Source organism: Fluviirhizobium alvei (assembly GCF_030551875.1).
GTDB classification, from domain to species: Bacteria; Pseudomonadota; Alphaproteobacteria; order Rhizobiales; family Rhizobiaceae; genus Rhizobium_E; species Rhizobium_E alvei.
Map to the genome: position 1 here is coordinate 425,054 of NZ_JAUOZU010000007.1, position 24,818 is coordinate 449,871.

The 24,818-nt window shown below is 60.0% G+C and carries 22 protein-coding genes and 1 tRNA gene; 7 read left to right on the forward strand and 16 right to left on the reverse strand.

All coding sequences use genetic code 11. From position 1 onward, the window contains the following. Positions 1 to 5: 5 nt before the first annotated feature. From Q4481_RS11305 to Q4481_RS11330, 6 genes are read right to left on the reverse strand one after another with little or no spacing between them, the layout of a single operon-like run. The gene (locus Q4481_RS11305; RefSeq protein WP_304376450.1) at positions 6 to 953 is read right to left on the reverse strand and encodes an ABC transporter ATP-binding protein; all 948 of its coding nucleotides are present in this window, start codon (positions 951 to 953) and stop codon (positions 6 to 8) included. Then, positions 950 to 1,915 carry an ABC transporter ATP-binding protein gene (locus tag Q4481_RS11310; RefSeq protein WP_304376451.1) on the reverse strand — a complete coding sequence of 322 codons (966 nt, stop codon included), beginning with the start codon at positions 1,913 to 1,915 and terminating at the stop codon, positions 950 to 952. Before Q4481_RS11310 ends, Q4481_RS11305 begins: the two co-directional genes overlap by 4 nt. Continuing rightward, a complete protein-coding gene (locus Q4481_RS11315) occupies positions 1,912 to 2,772 on the reverse strand; it encodes an ABC transporter permease (protein WP_304376452.1) in 861 nt (286 codons plus the stop codon). Before Q4481_RS11315 ends, Q4481_RS11310 begins: the two co-directional genes overlap by 4 nt. After that, positions 2,769 to 3,695 carry an ABC transporter permease gene (locus Q4481_RS11320; RefSeq protein WP_304376453.1) on the reverse strand — a complete coding sequence of 309 codons (927 nt, stop codon included), beginning with the start codon at positions 3,693 to 3,695 and terminating at the stop codon, positions 2,769 to 2,771. The genes Q4481_RS11315 and Q4481_RS11320 overlap by 4 nt, the downstream gene beginning before the upstream one ends. 30 nt (positions 3,696 to 3,725) lie before the next feature. Further along, the gene (locus Q4481_RS11325) at positions 3,726 to 5,306 is read right to left on the reverse strand and encodes an ABC transporter substrate-binding protein (RefSeq protein ID WP_304376454.1); all 1,581 of its coding nucleotides are present in this window, start codon (positions 5,304 to 5,306) and stop codon (positions 3,726 to 3,728) included. 49 nt (positions 5,307 to 5,355) lie between these two features. Beyond that, the gene (locus tag Q4481_RS11330) at positions 5,356 to 6,267 is read right to left on the reverse strand and encodes a MurR/RpiR family transcriptional regulator (RefSeq protein ID WP_304376455.1); all 912 of its coding nucleotides are present in this window, start codon (positions 6,265 to 6,267) and stop codon (positions 5,356 to 5,358) included. A gap of 112 nt (positions 6,268 to 6,379) precedes the next feature. On the opposite strand from Q4481_RS11330, the gene menC reads away from it, so the two are divergent. Beyond that, on the forward strand, positions 6,380 to 7,522 hold the full coding sequence (menC, locus tag Q4481_RS11335; RefSeq protein WP_304376456.1) for an o-succinylbenzoate synthase: 1,143 nt from the start codon (positions 6,380 to 6,382) through the stop codon (positions 7,520 to 7,522). Then, positions 7,519 to 8,229 (forward strand): GNAT family N-acetyltransferase, encoded by a 711-nt coding sequence (locus tag Q4481_RS11340; RefSeq protein ID WP_304376457.1) that lies wholly within the window; start codon positions 7,519 to 7,521, stop codon positions 8,227 to 8,229. Before menC ends, Q4481_RS11340 begins: the two co-directional genes overlap by 4 nt. Before the next feature lie 44 nt (positions 8,230 to 8,273). Here the strand turns inward: Q4481_RS11340 and Q4481_RS11345 are convergent, their stop codons facing one another. After that, entirely contained in the window at positions 8,274 to 9,044 is a 771-nt protein-coding gene (locus tag Q4481_RS11345) for a siderophore-interacting protein (RefSeq protein WP_304376458.1), read from the reverse strand. 391 nt (positions 9,045 to 9,435) lie between these two features. On the opposite strand from Q4481_RS11345, the gene Q4481_RS11350 reads away from it, so the two are divergent. Continuing rightward, positions 9,436 to 9,630: a hypothetical protein gene (locus tag Q4481_RS11350; RefSeq protein ID WP_304376459.1), complete on the forward strand. Its 195-nt coding sequence runs from the start codon at positions 9,436 to 9,438 to the stop codon at positions 9,628 to 9,630. Positions 9,631 to 9,712: 82 nt separating this feature from the next. Here the strand turns inward: Q4481_RS11350 and Q4481_RS11355 are convergent, their stop codons facing one another. Further along, entirely contained in the window at positions 9,713 to 12,859 is a 3,147-nt protein-coding gene (locus Q4481_RS11355; protein ID WP_304376460.1) for a matrixin family metalloprotease, read from the reverse strand. Between the two features lie 208 nt (positions 12,860 to 13,067). On the opposite strand from Q4481_RS11355, the gene Q4481_RS11360 reads away from it, so the two are divergent. Continuing rightward, entirely contained in the window at positions 13,068 to 13,823 is a 756-nt protein-coding gene (locus Q4481_RS11360; protein ID WP_304376461.1) for an NYN domain-containing protein, read from the forward strand. A gap of 101 nt (positions 13,824 to 13,924) precedes the next feature. Here Q4481_RS11360 and Q4481_RS11365 read toward each other — a convergent pair whose 3' ends face one another. From Q4481_RS11365 to Q4481_RS11395, 7 genes are all read right to left on the reverse strand, one after another. Further along, positions 13,925 to 15,553, reverse strand: a complete 1,629-nt coding sequence (locus tag Q4481_RS11365) for a dihydroxyacetone kinase subunit DhaK (protein WP_304376462.1) — start codon at positions 15,551 to 15,553, stop codon at positions 13,925 to 13,927. Between the two features lie 11 nt (positions 15,554 to 15,564). Next, the gene (locus tag Q4481_RS11370; RefSeq protein ID WP_304376463.1) at positions 15,565 to 16,560 is read right to left on the reverse strand and encodes an ABC transporter ATP-binding protein; all 996 of its coding nucleotides are present in this window, start codon (positions 16,558 to 16,560) and stop codon (positions 15,565 to 15,567) included. Further along, positions 16,553 to 17,650: an ABC transporter ATP-binding protein gene (locus Q4481_RS11375; protein WP_304376464.1), complete on the reverse strand. Its 1,098-nt coding sequence runs from the start codon at positions 17,648 to 17,650 to the stop codon at positions 16,553 to 16,555. Before Q4481_RS11375 ends, Q4481_RS11370 begins: the two co-directional genes overlap by 8 nt. A gap of 3 nt (positions 17,651 to 17,653) precedes the next feature. Next, positions 17,654 to 17,842 (reverse strand): hypothetical protein, encoded by a 189-nt coding sequence (locus tag Q4481_RS11380; protein ID WP_304376465.1) that lies wholly within the window; start codon positions 17,840 to 17,842, stop codon positions 17,654 to 17,656. Next, complete coding sequence (locus Q4481_RS11385; protein ID WP_304376466.1) at positions 17,839 to 18,783, reverse strand: carbohydrate ABC transporter permease; 945 nt, start codon at positions 18,781 to 18,783, stop codon at positions 17,839 to 17,841. The genes Q4481_RS11380 and Q4481_RS11385 overlap by 4 nt, the downstream gene beginning before the upstream one ends. Further along, a complete protein-coding gene (locus tag Q4481_RS11390; RefSeq protein ID WP_304376467.1) occupies positions 18,780 to 19,727 on the reverse strand; it encodes a carbohydrate ABC transporter permease in 948 nt (315 codons plus the stop codon). The genes Q4481_RS11385 and Q4481_RS11390 overlap by 4 nt, the downstream gene beginning before the upstream one ends. A gap of 178 nt (positions 19,728 to 19,905) precedes the next feature. Continuing rightward, positions 19,906 to 21,192, reverse strand: a complete 1,287-nt coding sequence (locus Q4481_RS11395; protein ID WP_304376594.1) for an ABC transporter substrate-binding protein — start codon at positions 21,190 to 21,192, stop codon at positions 19,906 to 19,908. A 317-nt stretch (positions 21,193 to 21,509) separates the two neighbouring features. Between Q4481_RS11395 and Q4481_RS11400 the strand changes: the two genes are divergently transcribed. Beyond that, positions 21,510 to 22,532: a LacI family DNA-binding transcriptional regulator gene (locus Q4481_RS11400; protein ID WP_304376468.1), complete on the forward strand. Its 1,023-nt coding sequence runs from the start codon at positions 21,510 to 21,512 to the stop codon at positions 22,530 to 22,532. A 402-nt stretch (positions 22,533 to 22,934) separates the two neighbouring features. On the opposite strand, the gene Q4481_RS11405 is transcribed toward Q4481_RS11400, so the two are convergent. After that, positions 22,935 to 23,009, reverse strand: a tRNA-Gly gene (locus Q4481_RS11405). A 247-nt stretch (positions 23,010 to 23,256) separates the two neighbouring features. On the opposite strand from Q4481_RS11405, the gene Q4481_RS11410 reads away from it, so the two are divergent. After that, entirely contained in the window at positions 23,257 to 23,766 is a 510-nt protein-coding gene (locus tag Q4481_RS11410) for a prolyl-tRNA synthetase associated domain-containing protein (RefSeq protein WP_304376469.1), read from the forward strand. Between the two features lie 64 nt (positions 23,767 to 23,830). Then, complete coding sequence (trxA, locus tag Q4481_RS11415) at positions 23,831 to 24,796, forward strand: thioredoxin (protein ID WP_304376471.1); 966 nt, start codon at positions 23,831 to 23,833, stop codon at positions 24,794 to 24,796. Positions 24,797 to 24,818: the final 22 nt, after the last annotated feature.

Genomic DNA, 24,818 nt, shown 5'->3' on the forward strand with positions numbered 1-24,818 from the left:
ATACCTCATAAAGGATTAAAACAGGCAAGCGCATGGCCATCGGCCTGCGCCAGATCCGGGCGTTGGGACAGGCAGCGATCCGTCTTGCGCTCGCAACGAGACGCGAAGGGACAGCCGGGCGGGAGATTGAACGGGCTTGGTATTTCACCGCTGAGCGGTGCGATCGAGCGCCGCAGCGTCGGATCCGGGGCGAAAACCGAATCCATCAGCGCGTGCGTATAGGGATGACGCGGCTCCGTTTTCGCATCCGGCAGGATCTCGACCACCGAGCCCAGATACATGACCACGATCCGATCGCAGAAGTAGCGCACCAGACCGAGATCATGCGAAATGAACAGGTAAGTAAGGCCGAGCGTCTGCCTGAGACCGGACAGGAGCTCGATGATCTGCGCCTGGATCGAAACGTCGAGCGACGCGGTCGGCTCATCAAGCACGACGAAATCCGGAGAGAGCGCAAGCGCACGCGCTATACCGACACGCTGCCTCTGGCCGCCGGACAACTGGTGCGGATGGCGTTGAGCGGTCGCAGCGGGAAGTCCGACGGCTTCCAGCATGGCGCCGATCGCATCAGTCGTAACCTTGTGCCCCTGCACCCGGAAGGGTTCGGAAAGTACTTCAGCGATCGTGTAGCGCGGATCGAGCGACGAATAGGGATCCTGGAACACCATGGCCATGCGTCGCCGCATCAGGCGAAGTTCCGATGCCGAAAGCTTCCCGAGTTCGGTTCCATCGAGCGTGACGGAGCCAGACGTCGGTTCGATCAGCCGGAGGACCAGACGTGCAAGGGTAGATTTGCCGCAGCCGGATTCCCCGACGATACCGACAACTTCGCCACGCTTGATATCCAGCGACACGTCTCGAACCGCCATCAGGCTTCTCGGTCGCGAAAACAGGCCTGCGCTTGCCGAAAAACGCTTCGAAAGCCCCTCGATCCGGACAAAGGTCTCATTCATGCCAAGCCTCCGAAAGGATGGTGACATGCCACGACGCCATCCGTTTGCAGCTGATGCGGCAGCGGTCGCTCGCTGCGGCACCGAGCATCGGCGGCAGCACAGCGCGGATGGAACCGACAGCCCTCGGGATAATCCGATGCCGACGGCACCTGGCCCCGGATGCCGGTGAGGCTGCCCGCAGCCATGTTTTCCTGCGGGATGCAGTTGATCAGCGCACTTGTATAGGGATGGGCAGGAGCGGCGAAGACCGAACCGACCGACCGTTCCTCCGCCAGTCGCCCAGCATAGAGGACGGCGACCCGATCGCAGATCTGGGCCACAACCCCCATGTCATGGGTGATCAGCATGAGGCCGAGATTGCGCTTCTGAACGAGATTGGCCAGGATCTGCACGATCTGCGCCTGCACCGTCACATCGAGCGCCGTGGTGGGCTCGTCCGCCACGATCATTTCGGGATCGCCGGCCAGCGCCATGGCGATCACCACGCGTTGCTTCATGCCGCCCGAGAGCTGATGCGGATAGGCTTCGGCGACCGCTGCAGCCTCTGGAATGCGCAATTGCGTCATCAGATCGATCGTGCGTGCACGTGCGCTGCGCCGATCGAGCCCCAGATGTTGGCGGCTGACGATATCGATCTGCGCTCCGATTTTCTGCACGGGATCCAGCGCCGTCATCGGGTTCTGCGTCACGAAACCGATCCGCCGCCCGCGCAGGGCGCGCCTGCCCTTCTCGCCAAGCGTAGCGATATCGACGCCATCGAAGGAAATCGTTCCGGCGCTGACGCGGCCACCGATAAGCGGCAGAAGCCCGAGTGCGGTCAAGGCGGTCAAGGACTTGCCGGAACCGCTTTCGCCGACGAGCCCGAGAATTTGGCCGCGCTCCAGCGATAGACTCAGATCCTGTAGCAGTTGAACGCCACCGATCTCGACGCTCACCCGATCAAGTTGGAGCAGGGCCGTCATGCCTGGGTCCTCATGCGATTGCGGATATCGAGTTCGGCAATCAGCGCATCGCCGAAGAGGTTGATCGCAACAACCGTGATCGCCACCGCCAGTCCCGGAAAGAGGATGATCCAGGGCGCCTTGAAGACGAGCGCCGATCCGGCAGACATCATGGCACCCCAGGACGGGGTTGGCGGCTGTGCCCCCAGACCGAAGAAGCCGAGCGTCGCTTCGAGGATGATGGCATCACCCGTCGCCAGCATGGCGCTCACCATCACGGGCGCCAGAGCATTGGGAATGAGATGCCGAAACAGGATATGGGCATCGCCGGCGCCCAGGCTGCGGGCCGCTTCGATGAAATTTTCGCCTTTCAGCGTCATGATCTGCGCGCGGGCGAGCCGGGTGAACTGGGCGAGATAGGCAACGCCGATGGCCGCCATCGTGCCCGTGACACCAGGGCCGATGATCGCCACAAGGATGAGCGCAATCAGGATCTCGGGAAACGACCAGGAAAGATCGACCACCATGGTCACGAACCGGTCGAAACGCCCGCCGAAATAGCCGGCGGCAGCGCCGAGCGCCATACCCGCGGAGACTGACAGGAAAATGGCGATGCCGCTGACCGAAAGCGAGGTCCGCGCGCCATAGAAAAGCCGGGTCAGAAGATCGCGACCAAACTCATCGGTTCCAAGCCAGTGGGCAGCCGATGCAGATTGATAGGCTTCCCTCAGCGACTGGACCGCATAGTCATACGGTGTCAGCCAGGGCGCGAAGATGGCCACGAACACCATGGCAAGCAACCAGCCGCCGGCGATCATGCCGAGTGGCCGTCGGAAAGCTCTGAGGAGCGCTGGTTTCTGTTGTGTGGCTGAGCTCATGCGAGTGCTGCCCGAATGCGCGGATCCATGGCCGCAAGAATGAGATCGCCGATCAGGGTGCCGAGCATGACCGCCATCGCCAGCATCAGGAGACTCGCCTGAACCACCGGATAATCATGCTGGCTGAGAGACTTGATCAGAAGCGTACCAAGCCCAGGTCGGGCGAACACGACTTCGACCGTGACCGCACCGCCCAGGATCCAGCCGATGCGGAGAGCAAGGATCGTGACGACCGGGATAAGCGCATGGCGAAGGACATGGACCAGCTGGATATAGAGGGGCGACAGGCCCTTGGCATGAAGAAGCATGACGAAATCGCTGCGCGACACTTCAATCATCGAGACCCGCGTGATGCGCGCCACAAGTGCGGTTCCGCCGAGCCCGACGGTGAGAACCGGAAGCACGAGCGAGGACCAGCTGCGAGCACCCGAGACCGGAAACCAGCCGAGCCAGACGGAAAAGATGAGCATGAGCACGAGGCCGAGCCAGAAGGACGGCATGACCGAGCCCGCCAGCACGCCCCCCATGATCATGCGATCGAGCAGACTGTCGCGCTTCACGGCAGCGATTGCCCCCAGGACGAGGCCAACCACGGTCGAAAAAAGCAGAGCCAGCACGCCGAGGGTCAGCGAATGGGGAAGCGCCTGTGCGATCAGATCTGTGACCGGTCGGCGCGCGATGATGGCGGTGCCGAGATCGCCGGTGAACAGGCGCCCGAGCCAGAGGACATATTGCAGCGGCAGCGGCTTATCGAGCCCGTAGCGGGCTTCCATTTCGGCACGCGCCTGGGGTGAGGACCCGACCTTTAGGAGGTTGTCGATCGGGTCGCCCGGGATGAGATGCAGGATCAGGAAGATGATCAGCGAAACGGCGAGAAACACCGGCACGAGCATCAGCGTCCGTCGAATGGCGTAAGCGAGCATGATGTCGATGTCTCCCGCGTTTCCTGATCCTTAGTCCTTCACCTCCATATCCATGACGGCGATGGCGCCGACCGTGGAAGCATTGAGTTCAGCAGGGAAAGTGAGCCGATCCTTGTTGTAGCCGACGATGGTGACCGGCTGATAGATCGGTGCCATCGGGAACTGCGTCAGGACATACTCATGATAGGCGGTGAAGTTCTTCACGCGCTCCGCCATGTTCTTGGAGCCCTTCATCGCCGCCGTGCGCAGCTCTTCAGCCTTGGGATCGTTGAACATCGACACGTTCGGATAGCCGAGGCGGTCGCCACCGAAGAACCAGTCGACGATATCGGCATTGTCCCAGTTGTAGGAACGAACGGCGAGCTGCTGCTGTCCGCTCTTGTACTGGTCGCGAATGGCAGAACTGTCGAAGGTCGTGATTTCGCTATCGACGCCGACGGCCTTGAGCTGGGCCTGGACGACTTCCGTCAGACGGCGGAAGATCGAGTCGCTCTGGGTCCAGAGTGTAACCTTGAGCGGCTTGCCATCCTTGACACGAACGCCATCGGCACCCTTTGCCCAGCCGGCTTCATCGAGAAGTGCGTTGGCGCGATCCGGATCGTAGCTGATCTTGGCCTTGTCGGAGACCTTTGATTCCGGCAGAGCCGAGATCAGGAACGTATCCGCCACGCTGCCGATGCCACCGAAGACCGAAGCCAGAATTTCCTTCTGATTGATCGCCTTGGAGACGGCTTCACGCACCTTGATATCGGTGAAGGGCTCCTTCGTCACGTTGATCGGCATGTAATAGACGTCCTGGCCCGGACGGGTCAGAACGGTCAGGCTCGTTTCAGCCTTCACTTCGTTCAGCAGATCGGACGGCACGCTGAACAGGAGATCGACACCGCCCGTCTTCAGTTCGAGAAACGCAGTCGAGTCTTCGGAGATTTCGCGGATCGTCAGCTTGGCGATCTTGGCGGGACCCTGGTTCTTGGCGAGCGGCGAACCCCACTTGTAATCGTCATTGCGAACCAGAACGGTTTCCTTGCCGATTTCGAAGGATTCGAGCTTGAAGGGGCCGGTGCCGTAGACTTCGGTCACACCGTAATTGTCGCCCAGAGCCTCGAACGACTTCGGCTCGATTACGCTCATGAAGGTTGAGGAGAAATTGTAGATCAGGTTCGGCTCCGGCCGCGACATGACCAGCTTGACCGTAGAGTCATCGACGACTTCGACCTTGGCAACGGCTTCCGTCATGTAGGCGTTTTCGCTCTTCTTGAAGAGTTCGAGCCACTTGGCGACGGTGTTGGCATTGAAGGGTTCGCCATTGTGGAACGTAACACCCTTCTTGAGGTGGAAGGTCCAGGCCATCCCGTCGGGCGCTTCTTCCCAGCTTTCGGCGAGACCCGGGTGATAGGAGAGGTCTGCAGCCTGGGTCACGAGCCGGTCGAAGATCAGCGTCGTGGCAACGTTCAGGTTGGATGCCTTGATCGGGTTATAGGTCGGCGTGCCGACTTCGGCCGTTGCGAGCACGAAGGTGGCCTCCTGCGACCAGGCATGACCTGCCTGCGCCATCATGGCGGCCATGCTGACGCCGGCAGCGACGATCATCTTGCGAAAGAAATAGGACATCATGTTCTCCTCTTGTTTGTTTTGATTGTGCGTAGTTGGTCAGTCATGATCATGGGCGCGACCCGTCGGTATGACCGATGAAGCGTCCATAAAGCGTGGAGATGCGCGCCATCCGGTCTTCAACGCCGGCGCCGAGCTCGCGGAAAACGCCGTTGACCATCAGGCCGATCAACGAAGACATCGCCGCGGTCGTATCCCAGAAATGGTTGAGATCGGTCTGGACCGCGAAGATCTCGTCAACGCAGTCATGCGCCCAGTCGCAATAGGGATCGGTGATCAGCGTCACCGGAATGCCGGCCTTGCGCGCTTCGACGGCAAGATCACGCGTCAGCCGCGAATAGCGGCGACCATCGATCAGCACCAGCGCCGTCTTATCGGGATCGGCAAGCAGGATCTCGGCAAAATGCCCGCCCGAAACATCGGCCAGATGCACGCCCGGCCTGAGATATTGCAGGTTATGAACGAGTTCGGCAGCATGGCCCCGCTCGGTCTGGAAACCGGCCACCCAGACATTGGGACGATGCGCCAGCCGGGCAATGGCGGTCGCAAACGCTTCGGTTGCCGCCGTTTCATAGACCTGCACCAGCGCCGCCATTTCGCGCTCAAGTGCCCGAGCCAGTTCGGCATTGCCCTCCTTGCTACGACGATGGAAATCCTCGAGCCGGTCGCCGATCAGCCAGGCCTTGTCGCCGAGATCGGTCTGCAGGCTGGCCTTCAGCTCCTTGAGATGACGATAGCCAATGCCACGGCAGAAGCGACCGACCGAGGCTTCGGACACGCCGGTCTTCTGCGCCACGGTGGAGGCGGTTTCGAACGGCAGCGATTGCAGGTTGGCAAGCAGATAACTGGCGATCGACCGCTCCACCGGCGTCCCGAGGCTCGCAGCCCGCGACAGGCGCTGGCGGACATCGCCGCTCGCCTCAGCATCGCCCACATCTTTGCTCTGGTCCTGTTCGGCCAAGATCGCCTTCCCCAAGATGAATGCGATATTCGTGACAGTTTTCTTTCACATCGTCAATCTTGAAATAAATATTTAGTCAAGCTATCGTCCCCGAACTTCGAGGGAGGACCCAGTGGCCAATCACCCAGACGCCAAGACCGTTCGCGCACCGCTGAAAATCGACTCTGCCGAACTCAGGATCGTCCGCCTGCCGCTCGTGACACCCTTTGTCATTTCGACCGGTACGATGACCGAAAAGGTCTTCCCGCTCCTCATTCTGCGCGCCAATGGCATCGAGGGTTACGCCGAGGGCGTGATGGATCCGGAACCGGATTATCTCGACGAAACCGTCACCGGCGCCATGCATGTCATCCGCGAACTGCTGTTGCCGCAGATCATCGGCAAGAGTTTTTCGAACCCGCAGGAAGTGGGTGCCCTGCTTTCCCGCTGGCGCGGCAACCAGATGGCGCGCGCAACCGTGGAAATGGCCTTCTGGGATCTCTGGGCTAAGTCGCTCGACCTGCCGCTCCAGACCATACTCGGCGGTCGTGGCGAGGCCATCGATGTCGGCGTTTCACTGGGGATCGGGCCGATCCCGCAGACGATCGAGCGGGTCGGCGCCCATCTCGAACAGGGCTACAAGCGCATCAAGCTCAAGATCAAGCCGGGCCACGACATACGCATGATCGAGGCGGTTCGCGAAGCCTTCCCGGATGCGCATCTGACGGTCGATGCCAACTCCTGCTACAGCCTTGCCGATACGGCTATGCTGAAGCAGCTCGACCGTTTCGACCTCGATTATGTCGAGCAGCCGCTGGCCTGGGATGATATCCACGATCACGCGATCCTGCAGACACGGATGGATACGGCCATCTGCCTGGATGAATGTATCCGCACCGTCGACATTACCCGCAAGGCACTGACGATCGGCGCCTGCCGCGTCATCAACATCAAGGTCGGCCGTTCCGGTGGTTACGGCCCCTCGCTGGCGATCCACGATCTCGCCTCTGCCTTCAGCGTTCCGGTCTGGTGCGGCGGCATGCTGGAATCGGGCATCGGCCGCGCCCACAATATCCATCTGTCGACCTTGCCCAACTTTACCAAACCGGGCGATACATCCTCCGCAAGCCGCTACTTCCATCGCGATATCGTCAATGAAAGGCTCGAGACCGTCGATGGCCGCATGCCCGTTCCGCACGGACCCGGCATTGGCGTAACGATCGATCCGGTCGCTCTCAAGGCGGCAACCCTGACCGAGGAAACGTTCAAGGCATGAATGACATCGAGTTCCGCGACCTCAAAGGCATGGTCGAATTCCGCAAGGCCGAGGAACTCCAGCGCGCTGTCTGGGGAGAAGGCGACATGCCCGATCCGGCCGATCTGATGATGGTCATCCAGACCGAGGGCGGCCTGGTCGGCGGCGCCTTTGCCGATGGCAACCTTCTCGGCTATGTCTTCGGCTTTCCGACCCGCGATCCCGATATCCAACATTCGCATCGGCTCGCCGTACTGCCCTCCGCAAGGGGACTCGGGCTCGGCGCGCAGCTGAAATTCTACCAGCGCCGCTGGTGCCTCGATCGCGGCATCCGAACCGTCCGCTGGACCTTCGATCCGCTGCGGGCCGTCAATGCCGCGCTCAACATTCACCGTCTGGGCGCGACGTCGGATACCTATCTCGTCGATTTCTATGGCGAAATGGGCGGCATCAACCAGGGCATCGCTTCCGACAGGTTGATGGCCCGCTGGGATCTCGATTCGGCAGCGGTCGCCGCAAGGGCTGAAGGAACTGCGCTGCCGCCCGCAGAGATCATCGACCGCGTCCGCGTTCCAGGCGACATCGATACGTTGCTCGACAACGATCCGGAGCAGGCGCGGCAGATCCGGCTCGCGATAAGGGACCGGCTTCTGGGCGCCTTTGCAGCGGGATTGCGGATCAGCGGTTTTGACCGCGCGGAAGGCGAATATCTTCTCAGCCGTGCCTAGGCCCGCGTGGGAGGCACCGGGCTCGAACGAACCCGGCGTCGGCATCAATCCTCGAATTTTTCGTGACCGTCGGCCACGCCCTTCTTCCAGTATCCGGCAGCCTTGACCCAACCGCGGTCATGGCCGAGCCGGTCGAGAAAATGCGCCCGCAACGATCGAGCCACCTGAGCCTCGGCAGCGATCCAGACGAAACTCTCGGCTTTGAGCGCCAGATCCCCGACGGCATCAAGCAGGGGTTCAGCCACGTCGGCTTGCGCGGCATCGCGATAGACCCAGCGCAGGTCAAGCCTGGCCGGGCTTTCAAACGACTGCCGCTCGGCCGCATCGGTCACTGCGACGATCGCGGTAATCTCGCAATCGGCACCCGCCTCCTCGATCCGCCGCCCGATGGCCGGAAGCGCAGTTTCATCGCCGATCAGAACGAGATGACGGATCTTGTCCGACAGGATCGCTGAACCACGCGGACCACCGATCTGGAGCTGATCGCCCGGCTTGGCGGAAAGCGCCCAGGACGTGGCTGGTCCGGCCTCATGCAGGGCGAAATCGAGCGTGAGCGTTAAGGCCGCGCGATCGAACCGCCGCGGCGTATAGTCCCGCATTGCGGTTCCTTCGCCATCCGGCACGAAGAGCTTCACATGGTCGTCGGGCGCGGCACTCGGGAAATCCGCAAGATCGTCGCCTGTAAGCACGATCCGCATCATGTTGGGGGTGATCCGCTCGACTGCGGCAACCGCGAGCATGCGCCGCTTGAGGTCATGCCGAACCCGGCGAATGATCGGCTCTTCAGCGGCGGAATTGGTTTCAAGCATCTGCATTCATTGTCCTTTCGGGCCGTCGCCCAGCCTGCAGGACACAGTCGCGCAGACCGGGACGGACGACCGCTCGATCATACGCGTTGAGTGACGTTAACGCTTACGTGCCGTAACCGTTCGTCCGGTCACGCCAATGATGTCCATGGCTAACCCAAACGGTTCTGCCTTTCAACCCGCGAGCGGCAAACATGACTATTAAATTCATGTAATCTTTCCAGCAAGCCATCCACCCGGAAAGCGCAGGCGATAGGACAAGCCGGAACGGTCCGATGTGCCATTCCCGACCATTATCGTATCGAACCGGGACGCAACATTCACAAGAGCCGGAGAAATTCTTTCAGATTAACCAAAGGATTAGGGAGAAGTTGCGCCAACCAACCAGCAGAGTCATTTCATGGATATGAAGACATTCGGAAAACGCCAGCAGAGCCATATCGTGATTGGCCCATGGGCCAAGCCCAAGCCCGCGCGCAACAGTGCAGGCGGGTTGGGCTCGGTGCTCTCGGGTGCCAGAAGCACCTACCTCGCCGGTCTGCTGGTGATCTGCGCCCTTGCTGCAGCCGGAGCCTGGACCGTCGGCCTCGCCTGATACAGGATTTACCAACCAAAGGCACCACAAGGCGCCGATCCCTGGCGGCCACTGAAACCTTACGCTGCCGCTCTGGCTTTCCTCAAAGAACGAAATCGCCCTTGTCGAGAAATGTCAGGCGCTGGAGGAAAACGGCCATATCGAGTGTGCCGTCACCATTGGCATCGATGCGCGCGAGCACGCCGCCGGAAACCTTGTCATAGCCCACCTGCGCTCCGTTGCCAGAAAAATCCCCTTTGCCGCACCAGCCGAACTTGCCGGCAAAATCCGACAGATCGATCTTGTCGCCACCGCCAAAATCGACGATCACATCGGCGGTCGATTTATTCTTGCCGCTCTCCTGGATAGCACTGAAAATGAAATCGTCGCCATCGGATCCACCAACAAGCTTGTCAAGCCCGAGACCGCCCGTCAGTTCATCCTGGTGTTTGCCGCCATTGAGAACGTCATTGTCATCCTCACCATAGAGGAAATCCTGGTCATCGCCACCATTCAATGTATCGTTGCCATCGGCACCTGAAAGCGTGTCATTGCCATTCATGCCATTGAGCAGGTTCGCGACGCCGTTACCGACGATCCGGTTGGTATTGAGGTTGCCGTTTACATTCACGGCATCGGTCTGCAGATAGATCGTCTCGATGTCCTGATCGTTCGAGAGATTGAAGCTGGTCGACGTATAGATTGTGTCTCTGGTACCCTCATTGGCAAATTCCGAGATGCTGATATAGCCCGCACCGTGATGCGTGTTGATATCCTCGGCATCGACATAGTAGGAATCCTCACCCTTGCCACCGATGAGATAGTCCTGTCCGGCGCCGCCCTTCAGGACATCGTTACCGTCATAGCCGATCAGATAATCGGTGCCGCCATTGCCTTCGATCAGATTGTCCTTACCGTTGCCATATATGCTGTTGCTCGTATCGCCACCGAATGCCCGGACCGCGACCGTGCTATAGGTCATGACCAGCATTTCGACATTATCCGACAGCGTAAAGCTGTATGTGTCGGAATAGACCACATCCGACCCTTGGTTCTTGCCTTCCTTGATCACATCGTTCTTGTCGTCGACATAATAGGTGTCGTCGCCGAGGCTGCCTTCCATATAGTCGCGGCCGCTGCCGCCATTGATCAGGTCATTGCCCATTCCGGCATAGATCGTATCGTTGCCATCGCCGCCGAACAGCGCATCACCACTGCTGTTCTCATCGCCGCCATAGATCTTGTCGTTGCCGCCTCCGGCATAGATATTGTCGCTCCCACCTTCGCCAAGCAACACGTCGTTATCTGCGCCCAGCTTGTACTTGTCGGGATCGTCGCCATCATCCCAGGAATAGTCGCCGTAGATGTAGTCAGTGCCGCTACCACCATGGACGGTGTCCTTGCCACCACCGCCTTTGATATTGTCGGTCAGACCTGCTGACTGGAGCGTACCATTGTCGCCCCAGATATCGTCGTCACCCAGACCACCATCAATCGTATCGTAGCCGGCGCCGCCTTCGATATAGTCGTCGTCATTGCCGCCGCCCCATATCGTGTCGTCACCAGCGGCACCGAAGAGGGAATCATTGCCGCCGTCGCCATTGAGGAAGTCGCTGCCATTCTCGCCATGGAGCTGATCGACACCATTGGCGCCGCTCAGATAGTCGGAATCGTCTTCGCCATAGAGGAAATCTGCACCATCACCGCCATGGATCGTGTCCAGACCCGAACCGCCGAACAACAGGTCGGCTTCGCTACCGCCATTGATGTAATCGTTATCGTTTTCGCCGCGAATGGAATCGAGGCCCTGACCACCATAGAGCGAATCGTTGCCATGCCCACCATAGATGGTATCGTCTTCACCGCCGCCATAGGCGATATCGTCGCCAATCCCACCATGGATGAAATCGTCATCGTCACCGAGCGTGTAACTTTCGCTCGTGCCATCGTCGCCGTAGATTTTGTCGTTGCCACCACCGCCCTGGATAATGTCCTTGCCGCCATTGCCATAGAGCTCGTCGTCCTCGCCGGCATCGTAGACGTCCTGGTAGTCGCCATAGATCCTGTCATCGCCGAGTTGGCCATAAATCGTGTCGTAGCCGTAGCCACCCGTCAGCGTATCGATGGCCGCGTCCTGATTGCCGCCATCGAGAATATCGTCGCCAAGTTCGCCGAACAGCATATCGGCGCCGGCACGACCCCAGAGATAGTTTGCGATGTTGTTGCCGACGATCTCGTCATCACCGCTGCCGCCGGTGGCATTCTCGATCGCGACGCCATTGGCAATCGTGTAGCCGCCATAGATGTTGCGGGCATAGGAGAGCACACCGCCACCCTCGGCATCGTTTTGAAGCGTTGCCGCATGGAGCGAGATGATGACGCCATTCGATCCGTCATAGCGCATCGTATCGACGCCGGCGCTATCCCAGATGCAGCGCCACACCGCTTCTCCGACCGTATTCGCCTCGGGCAAAAGGTAGGTGTTGTCGCCGTAATTGGTATAGGAAGCCCCGTAGAGGTGCTGGATAGCGGCAATATCATACGCCATCGGACCGACAACGTAGCCATAATCCCAGAGGACGACGCCAGCCTTGGGGATGACGCTGGTATTCTGCACAACGACTTCGCCGTTTGAATCGAACGTGTAGCCGCGATTGTAGGACATCACGGTCGAGAACATGTGATTGAGGTTATTGTCGCCCAGATCTGTGGAAGAGGTGACGCCCGGGAAGTAGGGAACGCCCCCAAAACTGTCATGCGGATGTTTCAGACCCAACGCATGGCCCAACTCATGCACGAAGAGACGCAGAGCATAACCACCCGCCAGGAGCGGATTGCCGGTCCAGGCAACGTCATCGCCTAGTTGCCAGCTATAGACGCCATTGACTTCGCCGGAACCGATGCTGGAATTCTGACTGGAATTCGCAAGGCTCCAGAGGGACGGATCCGGTGTTTCGTGAAAGGCCTGGCTACCCGCCTGGTTATAAATGCTGACCATCTGGGCGGAGTTGACCTGCAGCTCGACGAAATCGGCCGCGGCACGCGACGTTACCTCGCTGAAACTCAGGTTGCTCACGGCAGCCCAGGACTGGATGGCGTTCGCGTAGGAGTCTTTCTCCTCCTGCGTCCAGGCATAATGGTCGTCGGCAAAAAAATAGGTCAGGCTTGTTTGATCCCAACTCCAGCCGTTCCACAGCAAGCCATTGATCATCGAATTGCTGGATAAAGCACCTTGCGTCGACGTCGCCATCCCGAACTCCCTCCCAATTAATTAACAAAAACTAAATTACCAACTGAGTCGTTAGTCAATAGAAACATCGTTATTCGGATCTAGATCCGCTAATATGCAAAGAATTGTTAACCGTCATCTTAGGTATGACCGCAAAAAAACTGCACTATAGATTGCAGACTTTCAAAAACCACACCAAGTATAGAAAGAAGTTGCCAGGGAGCATCCGATGGCTGAAAAGCAAGCGCCACGACTGGCCGTCCTGATCGATGCCGACAATACCTCGGCAAAGATCGTCGATGGTCTTTTCGAGGCAATCGCCAAGCTCGGCGAAGCGAGCGTAAGGCGCATCTACGGCGATTTTTCCCACCCGCGCTCCAAGGCCTGGACCGACGTGCTCGCGCGTTACGCCATCATCCCCCAGCAGCAGTTCGCCTATACGACCGGCAAGAACGCATCCGACATCACGCTCGTCATCGATGCAATGGACCTGTTGCATAGCGGTCGGTTCGACGGCTTCTGCCTCGTCTCCTCCGATAGCGATTTTACCCGCCTCGCTTCCCGCATCCGCGAACAGGGCGTGGATGTGTTCGGCTTCGGCAACCAGCAAACGCCGGAAGGCTTCCGCAAGGCCTGTCGTCGTTTCATTTCCATCGAAAATCTTGGCGGACCGATCACCACAGGCGCCACAGGCGCCACAGGCACTGCGCAATCGACCGCCCCTCTGAAGCCCGCAAGTGCGGCCACGCCGCTGATCCGCAAGGCAATCGCCCAGATCGAATCGAAAGATGGCTGGGTGCATCTCGGTCCGGTCGGTTCTCAATTATCGAATCTCGCTTCAGATTTCGATCCGAGAACCTATGGCGCAAAGAAACTGAGCGAGCTGATCCGGAACACGCAGGCATTCGAAATCGATCACGCTGGCGGTCGCCCTCTACGTATCCGCCGCAAGCAACCCTGCAAGCTGCAATCGCCAGAGGCTTGAGCGGGCTTGCCGTCACCTGAACTTCATCTCACGGCTAGCCAAATCCCCGAAATGCAAAAAGCCCCGGATGCGTTCAATCACCCGGCGGCCTTGCACCGCGATCATCCATGGCGTCGCGCGAGGAATTCGAAGAGGCGCGCGACAGCCTCAGCACCGGGATCGATATGTCCTTCGAGCTGCTGCGCATTGATGTAGGCGGCCCGTCCGGCTCGAGCCTTGACATAGGTGGCGGTGAGGTTGGCGCCTGCCCTGGCTGCACTCGCGGCGGCGGCGAAACCCTTGTCGTAGGCATCGAGTGCGGGTGAGAGCGCATCGACCATCGTGCGGTCGCCGAGTGATGCTCCGCCGATTTCCTGCATTCGCATAAGACCGGCTTTCAGCGCATCGCGCATCCCCAGCCCGCTTGAGGCGCCGTCGCCGGCCGCAGCAAAGAAGATGGCGAGCAGGACACCGGAGGAGCCGCCCATCGTCTGGCTCAGTTCCTGGCCCATGGCGCGCAGCAACTGGGTATGGTCGGCCAGCGGCAGCCTGTCCAGCGCCTCGATCAGGGCGCGGGCGGCACTTGCAAGGGTTGAGCCGGTATCGCCGTCACCGGATTTGGCATCAAGCGCATTGAGTTCCTTTTCAGCATCGATCAGAAGCTTGCAGCACTCGGTGAGGAATTGCCGGGTCGGCACATGCTGCGAGGCAAGCGGCGCGATCGGGGTCAGTCCGTCGGGCAGGGCGATGACGTTGACAGGCCGGATGGCGGTCACGCCCGGCCATGCGGCAAGATCGACGGGCTTGGCAAGCAGGTCGCGATCGGCTTTGTCCGCCGGCATCATAGAGATCGAAAAGCCCTGCATATCGAGCGAGGTCATCAGCGGAGCGGGCCCGACAATATGGGAGATGCGTGCGCCGATCGCCGACTGGACAAGCTCGTTGACGACCACGGCCATTTCGAGCACCGAGGTGCCGCCGAGATTGTTGATGAGTACGACATGCGGCTTGTCTTCCATACCCGCGGCAAGCCGTTCCACCATCGCAGCCACGGCACCGCGCACACCGTCATATTCGATCTGCTCCACACCCGCCTCGCCGTGGATGCCAAGGCCGAGTTCAGCGCGGCCTTCAGGAATGCGCGCTTCCTTGGGCGAGCCAGGGACGGTGCAGGTATCGAGCGAAATGCCGATCGAGCGGATATTGGCAATCACCCGACGTGCCGTGTCGATGACGGTATCGAGGCTGGCGCCGTTTTCCGCCATCGCACCGGCGATCTTGTGAACGAAGAGCGTGCCCGCCACCCCGCGCGACTGCGGCAGGTCGGGAAGTGCGATGTCATCGTCGACGATCACCATGCCGACATTGAGCCCGAAAGCCCGCGCTCGCTCGGCCGCAAGGCCGAAGTTCAGCCGGTCGCCGGTATAATTCTTGACGATCAGCAGGCACCCGAGCGGGCCGGTGACCGCAAGGATTGCGGCCAGGATGGCATCGACGCTCGGCGAGGCAAAGACATCACCACAGACGGCGGCCGTCAGCATGCCGCGCCCCACGAAACCGGCATGGGCCGGTTCATGGCCCGATCCGCCGCCAGAGACGATCGCGACCTTTGACTTGTCCCAGTCCGATCGCACCACGACACGGATATGCGGATAGCCGTCGAGGCGGCTCAGGGCTCCGGCCGAGGCCATGAGCACGCCATCGATTGCCTCGGTGACGGCATTTTCCCTGCTGTTGAGGAATTGAGGCATGAAACCCTCCCTTAGACGAGGCGCATTCCGGCCGCATCGAAATAAAGCGGCTGGTGCGGCAGGATTTTGATGATGCCATCGCCCTTCAGGGCGGTGTGGGCATCGGTGACGGTGATGATCGGGTATTCCCCGATGGTGAGATGAAGGCGCGTCTGATCCCCGAGTTGCTCGACCCGGATCACCTTCGCTTCCTGGCCCTCACCATGGCGAATGTGTTCGGGTCGCAGCCCGATCGAATGGGCTCCGGCCGGTGCTCCGGGGAAGATGTCGGCGGGAAGCACGTTGATGCGCGGCTGGCCAAGCCGGGTCGCGGCATAGATGCTGACCGGCGCTTCGTAGATCTCGCGCGGCGATCCGAACTGGACGAGGCGCCCTTCCTTGAGCACCCCGACATGGGTTGCCATGGTCATCGCCTCTATCTGGTCGTGCGTCACATAAAGGAAAGTGGCGCCGGACCTCGCCTGGATATTCTTCAGTTCGACCCGAAGATCGGCGCGCAATTTCGCGTCGAGCGAGCTCAGTGGCTCGTCCATGAGATAGATCTCAGGATTGCGCACCAATGCCCGGCCGATCGACACGCGCTGCATCTCGCCACCCGACAGGGCCGTTGCCCGGTTGTCCAGCTTGTGGGCGATCTGAAGAACCTCGGCAATCGCCTTCACTTTCTGGTCGATCACGGCCTGTGGCGTGCGCAGAAGCGGCGACTTCAGCGGAAACTCGAGGTTCTGCCGCACCGTCATGTGGGGGTAGAGGGAATATTGCTGGAAGACCATAGCGACATTGCGTTGCGCCGGCGTAAGCGCTGCGATGGACTGGCCGGCGATCCTGATGTCGCCGCTGTCCTGCGTCTCGAGGCCGGAAACCAGACGCAGCAGCGTCGTCTTGCCGGCACCCGTCGGACCGAGCAGCACCACGAATGCACCGTCCGGTATGGTCATCGTCACATCGTCAATTGCGCTTGTGTCGCCAAACGACTTGCTGATGCTGGAGAGGACAACTTCAGCCACGGGTGAGCACTCCTTCATTGGCTGCGGATAGGAGGGCCTTTCCGTTTTTCGCATCAAACAGGGTGAGAGAGCGTTGATCGAACTCGAGCCCAACGGATGCGTCCGTTCGGATGGCATCACTCGATAGTGTCCGCGCCTTGATCTCGCCATAGGCAGTTTCAATCGTGACGATCTGCGTCGTGCCGAGATATTCGACGGCGGCCACCCGTCCGCGAAGGCTGGCGGCATCCGAAAGCCGGACATGTTCCGGCCTGACCCCGAGCGTAAGCGCGCCTTTGCGGCCCTCGCGGGAGGTTGGAACCTCAATGCGGGAACCGCCGATCATGACGGCATTGCCGCCTTCCTCGATCGCGCCTTCGAACTCCAAGAACGACATTGGCGGCGAACCGATGAACTTCGCCACGAACTTGGTGGCTGGCCAGTCGTAGATCTGCTGGGGCTTGCCGAACTGTTCGATCACGCCATGGTTCATGACGACGATCTTGTCGCCCATCTGCATGGCTTCGAGCTGATCATGGGTAACATAGACGGTGGTCGCCCCCATACGGTCATGCAGGGCGCGCAGCTCCTCTGCCATATGTTCGCGGAACTCGGCATCAAGTGCGCCGAGCGGCTCATCCATGAAAAAGGCCTTCGGCTGGCGCACGATCGCACGACCGAGCGCGACGCGCTGACGGTCGCCGCCTGAAAGCCCGCCAACCGGCTTGTCGAGGATCGGTTCGATCTGCAGGATGCGGGCGACTTCAGCGACGCGGCGATCGGTTTCGGCACGCGACACGCCCTGGCTGACCAGCGGATAGGAGATGTTTTTGCGCACATTCATGTGCGGATAAAGCGCAAACATCTGGAACACGAAGGCAATGTCGCGCTCGCTTGCGCGCTTCATGCCGACTTCTTCCCCGCCAATATAGATCTCGCCACTGGTCGGCAGTTCCAGGCCGGCCATCATCCGAAGCGTCGTCGTCTTGCCGCAGCCGGACGGGCCGAGCAGCATGAAGAATTCGCCGTCCTCGACGGTGAATGTCGACGACTTCACCGCATTGAAGGCTCCAAAGTCCTTGCGCAGGTTTTCAACGCGAATCTGGGCCATGGCTTACTCCGGAAAGTGACTGACGACGATGAACATGACGGTTCCGATCAGCGTCACCGGAAAGGAGAGGGTAAAGAGGGTCAGCGACAGCGGTTGCATGAGCATGACCACGCCGAGCGCGATCAGGCCCGAGGCCAGCATTTCCCATTCGGAGCGGCGGAACCGGCTGAGGCGGGCAAGGAAGTTCATCATTTGCGCACGGCTCCGAAGGTGATGCCGCGGAGCAGATGCTTGCGCAGCAAGATGGTGAAGATGACCACGGGCAACAGGAACAGGGTCGCCGCTGCCGCAACGGCCGGCCAGTCGATGCCGCCGCCAACCGACAGGATTGTCGGGATGAAGGGCGGTGCCGTCTGGGCATTGCCGCTGGTGAGCAGCACCGCGAAGGCATATTCGTTCCAGGCAAAGATCAGGCAGAAGATCGCAGTCGAGGCGATGCCTGTTGCCGCCTGCGGCAGCACCACCTTGTAGAAGGCCTGAAAGCGGGTGTAGCCATCGATCAGTGCCGCCTCCTCGTATTCGCGCGGTATTTCGTCGATGAAGCCCTTGAGCAGCCAGACCGACAGCGACAGGTTGACCGCCGTATAGAGCAGGATCATGCCGAGATGGGTATCCGACAGGCCGAGCTGGCGGAACATCAGATAGATCGGGATCGCAACGGCAATCGGCGGCATCATGCGTGTCGACAGGATGAAGAACAGCAGGTCATCCTTGAGCGGCACCCTGAAGCGGCTGAAGGCGTAGGCTGCGAGCGTTCCGAGGAAGATCGACAGGAATGTCGAGCCGAAGCCGATGATGACCGAATTCAGGAACCGCTGTCCGAAGCGCGAGGGACCCGAAATGATCATGCCTCTTTCGCGGGTGATCTTGTCATACCAGGTGGTGGGCGCCGGCAGCTTTGCGAGTTCTTCCGCCGAGGGGCGCGCCTGCGTCGTGAAGAGGTTCACATAGCCTTCCAGCGTCGGCTGGAAAACGACCTTCGGCGGATAGCTGATCGAGTCCGGACCGGATTTGAAGCTGGTCGAAATGATCCAGAGCAGTGGAATCAGCGTCACCACCGCGTAGAATCCGACCAGGATGCCGGCAATCCACTTCGAGGCGGGCGACGGTTCGGTGACGGAATGGGCGCTCATCGTTCCTTAACCTTGTTCAGGGCCTTCACGTAGATGGAGGCGAGGCCGAATACCGTGACGAAGAGGACAATGGCGTAGGCGCTGGAATAGCCGGTTCGCCATTTCTCAAAAGCTTCGCGCTTGAGGTCGATCGAGGCGAGCAGCGTCTCGTCGCCCGGCCCGCCGCCGGTCAAAAGGACAACGAGATCGAACATGCGGAAATTCTCGATGCCACGGAACAGGACTGCGAGCATCAGGAACGGCAGCGCCATCGGCAGCGTGATCGTCCAGAACTGCCGCCACTTCGATGCGCGGTCGACTTCCGCTGCCTCATAGATGTAATCGGGGATGGAGCGCAGGCCGGCGAGGCAGATCAGCATGACGAAGGGCGTCCACATCCATGTATCGACGATAACGATTGCCCAGCGCGCCCAGCCGCCGGGGCCAAGCATCGAGAAACTGTCGGCTGGAATGCCGGTCAGGAATTCGACGGCGTAGTTCACGAGACCGATCTGCGGCTGGTAGAGGAAGGTCCAGAAATTGCCGACGACGGCGGGCGAGAGCATCATGGGGATGACGATCAGTGTCGTCACCAGGTCATTGCCCCTGAACTTGCGGTTGATCAGCCACGCCAGGGAGAAGCCGATCAGCACCTGGAAGACGATCGTCCAGATGAGGAAATGGGCCGTCGTCTGCATGTTCGCCCAAGTGTCGGCGTCGGTCAGAATTCGAATGTAGTTGCGCAATCCGACCCATTTGACCTCCGCATTCGGCTTGTTCGCGGCGAAGTTCGTGAAGGACAGGCGGATTGTCCAGATCAGCGGGAAAATATTGATCGACAGAAGCAGGAAGATCGTGGGGGCCACGAAGATCCAGGCAATGGCCCTGTCGCTCATACCCCGGATTCTCTTTGCGACCGGTTCGGGTGTGGCGCGGGCGAGGCGGTCTGCAGGTGTGTCGATCATCGTCCGGATCCGTGTGACATTTGCAAAGGGCAGCCGCATGCCATGGCTGGCTCCTTCAGGCACCAAGGCAAGGCGCGGGCTGCGCCGGCGGGCTTCGGGGTTTCAGAGAGGTGCCGGCTGGCTTCGGGTTCTTCCCCGGCCTTGCCGGGGAAGAGATTGGGGCCGGGCCCTTCTCAGGTCAGAGCTTGCCTTCGTCCTCGAAGGTTTCCTTCCAGTCGGCGATCAGTCCGTCCAGCGCTTCCTTCGCAGTGCCATTGCCCGCGACGACATAGTCATGGAACCGCTTCTGCGATGCCTGCAGGAGCGTCGCATAGGACGGCTCGGCCCAGAAATCCTTCACAATCGCCATACTGTCGAGGAAGGTCTGCGCATAGGGCTGGCTCTTTGCGAAGTCGGGGGATTCGACCACGGCACGCAGGCACGAGAAACCGCCCATGGACCACCATTTGTCCTGCACGTCCTTCTGGGCGAACCACTTGATATAGGCCAGGGCGCCGTCCATGTTGTCAGTATTGGCGACGATCGAGATGCCCTGACCGCCGAGCTGGGCGAACTTCTCGCCGCCGGGGCCGGCCGGATTGACGAGGTAGCCGGTCTTGCCTTTGCCAACATTCGGATCGGCCTCGAAGCCCGGCCAGGTGAAGGCAAAGTTCATCTGCATGGCGACCTGGCCTGACTTGTAGGCGTCGATGCCTTCGCCCATGTAGGTGTTGGACGTGCCCGGCGCGACGCAGCAATCATAGAGCGACTTGTAGAATTCGAGGCCTTTCACGGCGCCTTCCGAATTGACGAAGCCTTCCATGTCGTAGGGCTTTTGCGGGTTTTCATACTTGAAGCCGTAGCTGTAGAGCACGTCCATCACGCCCATCGTGATGCCTTCCGAGCCACGCTCGGTATAGATCGAGGCGCCATAGACGGTCTTGCCGTCGATCTGGCGGCCCTGGAAGAATTCGGCGACCTGCTTCAGTTCGTCGAAGGTGGCCGGCGGCGTCAGGTCGCGACCAAACTTCTCCTTGAAGGCTGCCTGGATTTCAGGGCGTTCGAACCAGTCCTTGCGGTAGGTCCAGCCGACAACGTCACCGAAGGCAGGCAGAGACCAGTAGTTCGGCGTGTTCTTCGGCCATTCGGAATAGCCGGTGACGGTCGCCGGCACGAAGGCATCCATCTTGATGCCTTCCTTGTCGAAGAAGTCGTTGAGCTTCACATACCAGCCGTTCTCGGCCGCGCCGCCAATCCACTGGCTGTCGCCGATCATGAGGTCGCAAAGCTTGCCACCCGAATTGAGTTCATTGAGCATGCGATCGGCGAAGTTCGGCCACGGCACGAACTCGAATTTCATCTTGATGCCGGACGATGCCTCGAAGTCCTTGCTGAGTTCGACCAGCGCGTTTGCCGGGTCCCATGCAGCCCAGCAGAGTGTCAGTTCCTTTTCGTCGGCATGCGCCGCGAGAGCGCCGAAGCTCATTGAAGATACAACCGTTCCGGCAGCAAGCAGGCCTTTCACGTAAAGCGATTTCATCATGTCATCCTCCCAGCGCCGTCCGGTCTCCTGCGGACGGCGAAACGCCCTTGCGGGCCAAATGCCGGCTGCGGACCCTCATCCCTCGCCGACCTCCTCCAGCGGAACGGGCCGCAATCGCTCGCGCTTCCCAGAACCGAGGGCGACGTTAATTGATGTGCGCACCTCAAAGCAAGCTATTTTTGAGGTGCGCACATCAATTCTTGCATTCTGCTGCATTTTGAAGGAAAGCTGTGCGGGGAAGAAATCAGCAGGAAGGCATTATGCGTCCAACAGCGAAGGATCTGGCCGAGGCTGCGGGCGTCAGTCTTGCGACCGTCGACCGTGTCTTGAACGACCGGCCGAACGTGAGCCCGAAGGCCGCTCGGCTGGTCAACGACGCTATTGAACGGATCGGCTTCGTGCGCAACCCGGCAGCCGTCAGCCTTGCGCGCAGCAAGCGATACCGCTTCCTCTTCCTGCTGCCGGCCAGCGGCGATCTATATCTTGCTGAACTTCTGCGCCATGTGGAAGAACTGACCGCCGCGCTGAAAGGCGACCTGACCGAAATCACCTGCCGCCAGATTGCGGCTGACGATGCGCATGGTGTGGCGAAGCTCCTCTCGGGCCTCGACAAGGAGGCTGTTGACGGTGTTGCGTTGATGGCACCCGAGTCGCCACAGGTGCGCGATGCGATGGCCCGGCTTCTGGAGCGCAATATCAAGGTTGTGCAGTTTCTCTCCGGTCAGGAAAAACTTCCCGAGGCTGATTTCGTTGGCATCGACAACCTCGCGGCAGGCGCAACCGCCGGCAAGCTGATGGGCATGCTTGCAGGACCGCAGCCAGGAAAAGTCCTGGTCATTGCCGAAACCATGCAGTCGCTCGACAGCATTCAGCGTCGCCTCGGTTTCGATCAAGTCATCAACAGCGCTTTTCCGCACCTTACCTGCCTGCCCTCGATCGAAACCCATGCCGACGAGGCGCGCACGCGGCAGGTGGTTGGTCGCGTGCTGGCCGGCAATCGCGATGTGGCCGGCATCTATGTGTTGAGTTCGGAGGCGCGGGTGCCGATCCTTGCTGCTGCCGGAAATGTAGAACTCAGCCGCATTGCCGTGGTGGTGCATGAGCGGACGCCCTTTACCGAGCAGGCGCTACGCGACGACCTGATCGATGCCGTGATCGCGCAGGATCCGGGCCATGCAGTGCGCAGCGCCATTCGCATCATGCGCGCCCGATCAGACGCCCGTGAGCCGCTCGCAGCACAGGAAAAGATCCGCATCGAAATCCTGCTCAAGGAAAACCTGTGAGACGAGAAGGGGCAAATTCTCCCCTGTTGCTTTCTTTCTCTCGGATGTTGCAGACTGAGTACCGCCATCCATCGCAGAATGACCATGAGCATCACCCTCGGTCGGCTGGCCCGACTCTAGGGTCAGACTCATCGAGGTTTGGAGCGTGGTAAGCTGGAAAATCGTTCGGTTTTAAAAGCAGATCCGAAGATGGATCGACCATCCATCGGGTATCTCCGACGCCAAACCGGGAAATGGCACGAACCGGCTTGACACCGCGACTTCGATCACCGCTGCGCTTTGAATCTGTAACCCTTCGGTAACCAGCACCTTCGCTCAGCTATTTTCCGCTTGCGATTTCAACCGCACCAGAAATGCAAAAAGCCCCGGCGAACCGAGGCTATCAAGCGTCTTTTGGAAAATTGGAGCGGGCGAAGGGATTCGAACCCTCGACCCCAACCTTGGCAAGGTTGTGCTCTACCCCTGAGCTACACCCGCTCACTTACGACGATCCGGGGTAGGCTGGACCGAAGTTCGCTGCCGTTCCGGCGGCGACGGGGGCTATATGGCCCAAGCCATTTTGAAATGCAACAGGGAAATGACATTTTCTCTCAGAAAAAATACAAAAACATTCCATCTATTTGTTTTGTATGAATTTTTTGATCACAAAAGAAAACGCCGCGCCATTGCGGACCGAAGGGAACAGGGATATCAAGGCGCCACAACAGCCTCAGGAGTCGCCACCATGGATGCAAGTTCGCCCAGCAAAGCGGAAGACCTTTTCCAGTTCCTCGATACGCTCGGCATTGCCTACCAGAACAAGCAACATGCGCCGGTTTTCACGGTCGCAGAATCGGTCGCGCTGCGCGACGAGATCCCCGGTGGCCATACGAAGAACCTGTTCCTGAAGGACAAGAAGGACCAGTATTTCCTGCTAACAGTCGAGGAAAATGCCACGGTGGATCTGAAGACCGTGCATACGATCGTCGGCGGCGCTTCGAAATTCTCCTTCGGCAAGCCGGAAAAGCTGATGGAATATCTCGGCGTCATCCCCGGCGCAGTGACCGCGTTCGGCGTCTTCAACGACAAGGGCAACAATGTCACCATCGTTCTCGATGCCGATCTGATGGAAAACGAGATCATCAACTGCCATCCGTTGCAAAACGATGCGACGACCTCGATCCGGCGCGAGGATCTCATCCGCTTCATCGAGGCAACCGGTCACAAGGCGAATGTCTTGAAAGTCACGGTTTGACATACGACATTGGGGCAGGATATTCCGGCTTTGACGGGCCGCCAATCATTGTGGAGACGAAATCATGACCGGCTATGACAATCCTTTCGGGGCCAGCTTCGGCAACCAGATGACCGCCTCCGCCAACAATGGTGCGGCCAAGGGCGACCATATCAAGGATACGACGACGGCCGGCTTCCAGAAGGACGTGCTCGAAGCCTCGATGGCGCAGCCGGTTCTGGTGGATTTCTGGGCCCCCTGGTGCGGCCCCTGTCGCCAGCTGACCCCCGTGATCGAAAAGGTGGTCAACGAGGCCAAGGGCAAGGTCAAGCTCGTCAAGATGAACATCGATGACCATCCGGCGATTCCCGGCCAGCTCGGCATCCAGTCCATTCCGGCCGTCGTCGCTTTCGTCGGTGGCCGGCCGGTCGATGGTTTCATGGGTGCGCTGCCGGAGAGCCAGGTCCGCGCCTTCATCGACAAGATCGGTGGCGCAGGCCCTGCCGGGGCCGATGACCAGGCCGAACAGATTGCCGCCGTGCTCGAACAGGGCAAGGCTGCCCTTGCCGCCGGTGACATCAACACCGCCGCCGATATGTTCGGCGCCATCATGCAGGCTGATCCGGAGAATCTCGGCGCCCTTGCCGGCATGGCGGAATGCATGATTGCCGCCGGACAGTGGGAACGGGCGCGCGATCTTCTCGCCGCTCTGACCGACGAGCAGAAGAAGGATGCCGCCATCGGCGTTCTCTCCGCCCGTCTGGCGCAGATCGAGGAAGCCCGCAAGCTCGGCGACCCGCGCGCGCTCGAACATGAGCTGGCGCTCAACCCGGATCATCACGAAGCGCGGATGAAGCTCGCCAAGATCCTCAATGTCGAAGGCGACAAGGACGGGGCCGTCGAGCATCTGTTCTACATCATGAAAAAGGATCGCTCCTTCGACGATGATGGCGCGCGCCGCCAGCTGCTGCAGTTCTTCGAGGCCTGGGGCCCTAAGGATCCGGCAACTATTTCGGCACGCCGGCGTCTTTCCGCCGTCCTGTTTTCTTGAAGGCCGGCTGGTAGAAACCTAT

Excerpts from the sequence above, each read along its gene's own strand:
- Q4481_RS11305 (WP_304376450.1), bottom strand. The coding sequence starts at position 953 with ATGAATGAGACCTTTGTCCGGATCGAGGGGCTTTCGAAGCGTTTTTCG.
- Q4481_RS11310 (WP_304376451.1), bottom strand. The coding sequence starts at position 1,915 with ATGACGGCCCTGCTCCAACTTGATCGGGTGAGCGTCGAGATCGGTGGC.
- Q4481_RS11315 (WP_304376452.1), bottom strand. The coding sequence starts at position 2,772 with ATGAGCTCAGCCACACAACAGAAACCAGCGCTCCTCAGAGCTTTCCGA.
- Q4481_RS11395 (WP_304376594.1), bottom strand. The coding sequence starts at position 21,192 with ATGAGCTTCGGCGCTCTCGCGGCGCATGCCGACGAAAAGGAACTGACA.
- Q4481_RS11365 (WP_304376462.1), bottom strand. The coding sequence starts at position 15,553 with ATGCCTCAATTCCTCAACAGCAGGGAAAATGCCGTCACCGAGGCAATC.
- Q4481_RS11355 (WP_304376460.1), bottom strand. The coding sequence starts at position 12,859 with ATGGCGACGTCGACGCAAGGTGCTTTATCCAGCAATTCGATGATCAAT.
- Q4481_RS11350 (WP_304376459.1), top strand. The coding sequence starts at position 9,436 with ATGGATATGAAGACATTCGGAAAACGCCAGCAGAGCCATATCGTGATT.
- Q4481_RS11375 (WP_304376464.1), bottom strand. The coding sequence starts at position 17,650 with ATGGCCCAGATTCGCGTTGAAAACCTGCGCAAGGACTTTGGAGCCTTC.
- trxA (WP_304376471.1), top strand. The coding sequence starts at position 23,831 with ATGACCGGCTATGACAATCCTTTCGGGGCCAGCTTCGGCAACCAGATG.
- Q4481_RS11325 (WP_304376454.1), bottom strand. The coding sequence starts at position 5,306 with ATGTCCTATTTCTTTCGCAAGATGATCGTCGCTGCCGGCGTCAGCATG.
- Q4481_RS11320 (WP_304376453.1), bottom strand. The coding sequence starts at position 3,695 with ATGCTCGCTTACGCCATTCGACGGACGCTGATGCTCGTGCCGGTGTTT.
- Q4481_RS11345 (WP_304376458.1), bottom strand. The coding sequence starts at position 9,044 with ATGCAGATGCTTGAAACCAATTCCGCCGCTGAAGAGCCGATCATTCGC.
- Q4481_RS11390 (WP_304376467.1), bottom strand. The coding sequence starts at position 19,727 with ATGATCGACACACCTGCAGACCGCCTCGCCCGCGCCACACCCGAACCG.
- Q4481_RS11385 (WP_304376466.1), bottom strand. The coding sequence starts at position 18,783 with ATGAGCGCCCATTCCGTCACCGAACCGTCGCCCGCCTCGAAGTGGATT.
- Q4481_RS11400 (WP_304376468.1), top strand. The coding sequence starts at position 21,510 with ATGCGTCCAACAGCGAAGGATCTGGCCGAGGCTGCGGGCGTCAGTCTT.
- Q4481_RS11360 (WP_304376461.1), top strand. The coding sequence starts at position 13,068 with ATGGCTGAAAAGCAAGCGCCACGACTGGCCGTCCTGATCGATGCCGAC.
- Q4481_RS11340 (WP_304376457.1), top strand. The coding sequence starts at position 7,519 with ATGAATGACATCGAGTTCCGCGACCTCAAAGGCATGGTCGAATTCCGC.
- Q4481_RS11410 (WP_304376469.1), top strand. The coding sequence starts at position 23,257 with ATGGATGCAAGTTCGCCCAGCAAAGCGGAAGACCTTTTCCAGTTCCTC.
- Q4481_RS11380 (WP_304376465.1), bottom strand. The coding sequence starts at position 17,842 with ATGATGAACTTCCTTGCCCGCCTCAGCCGGTTCCGCCGCTCCGAATGG.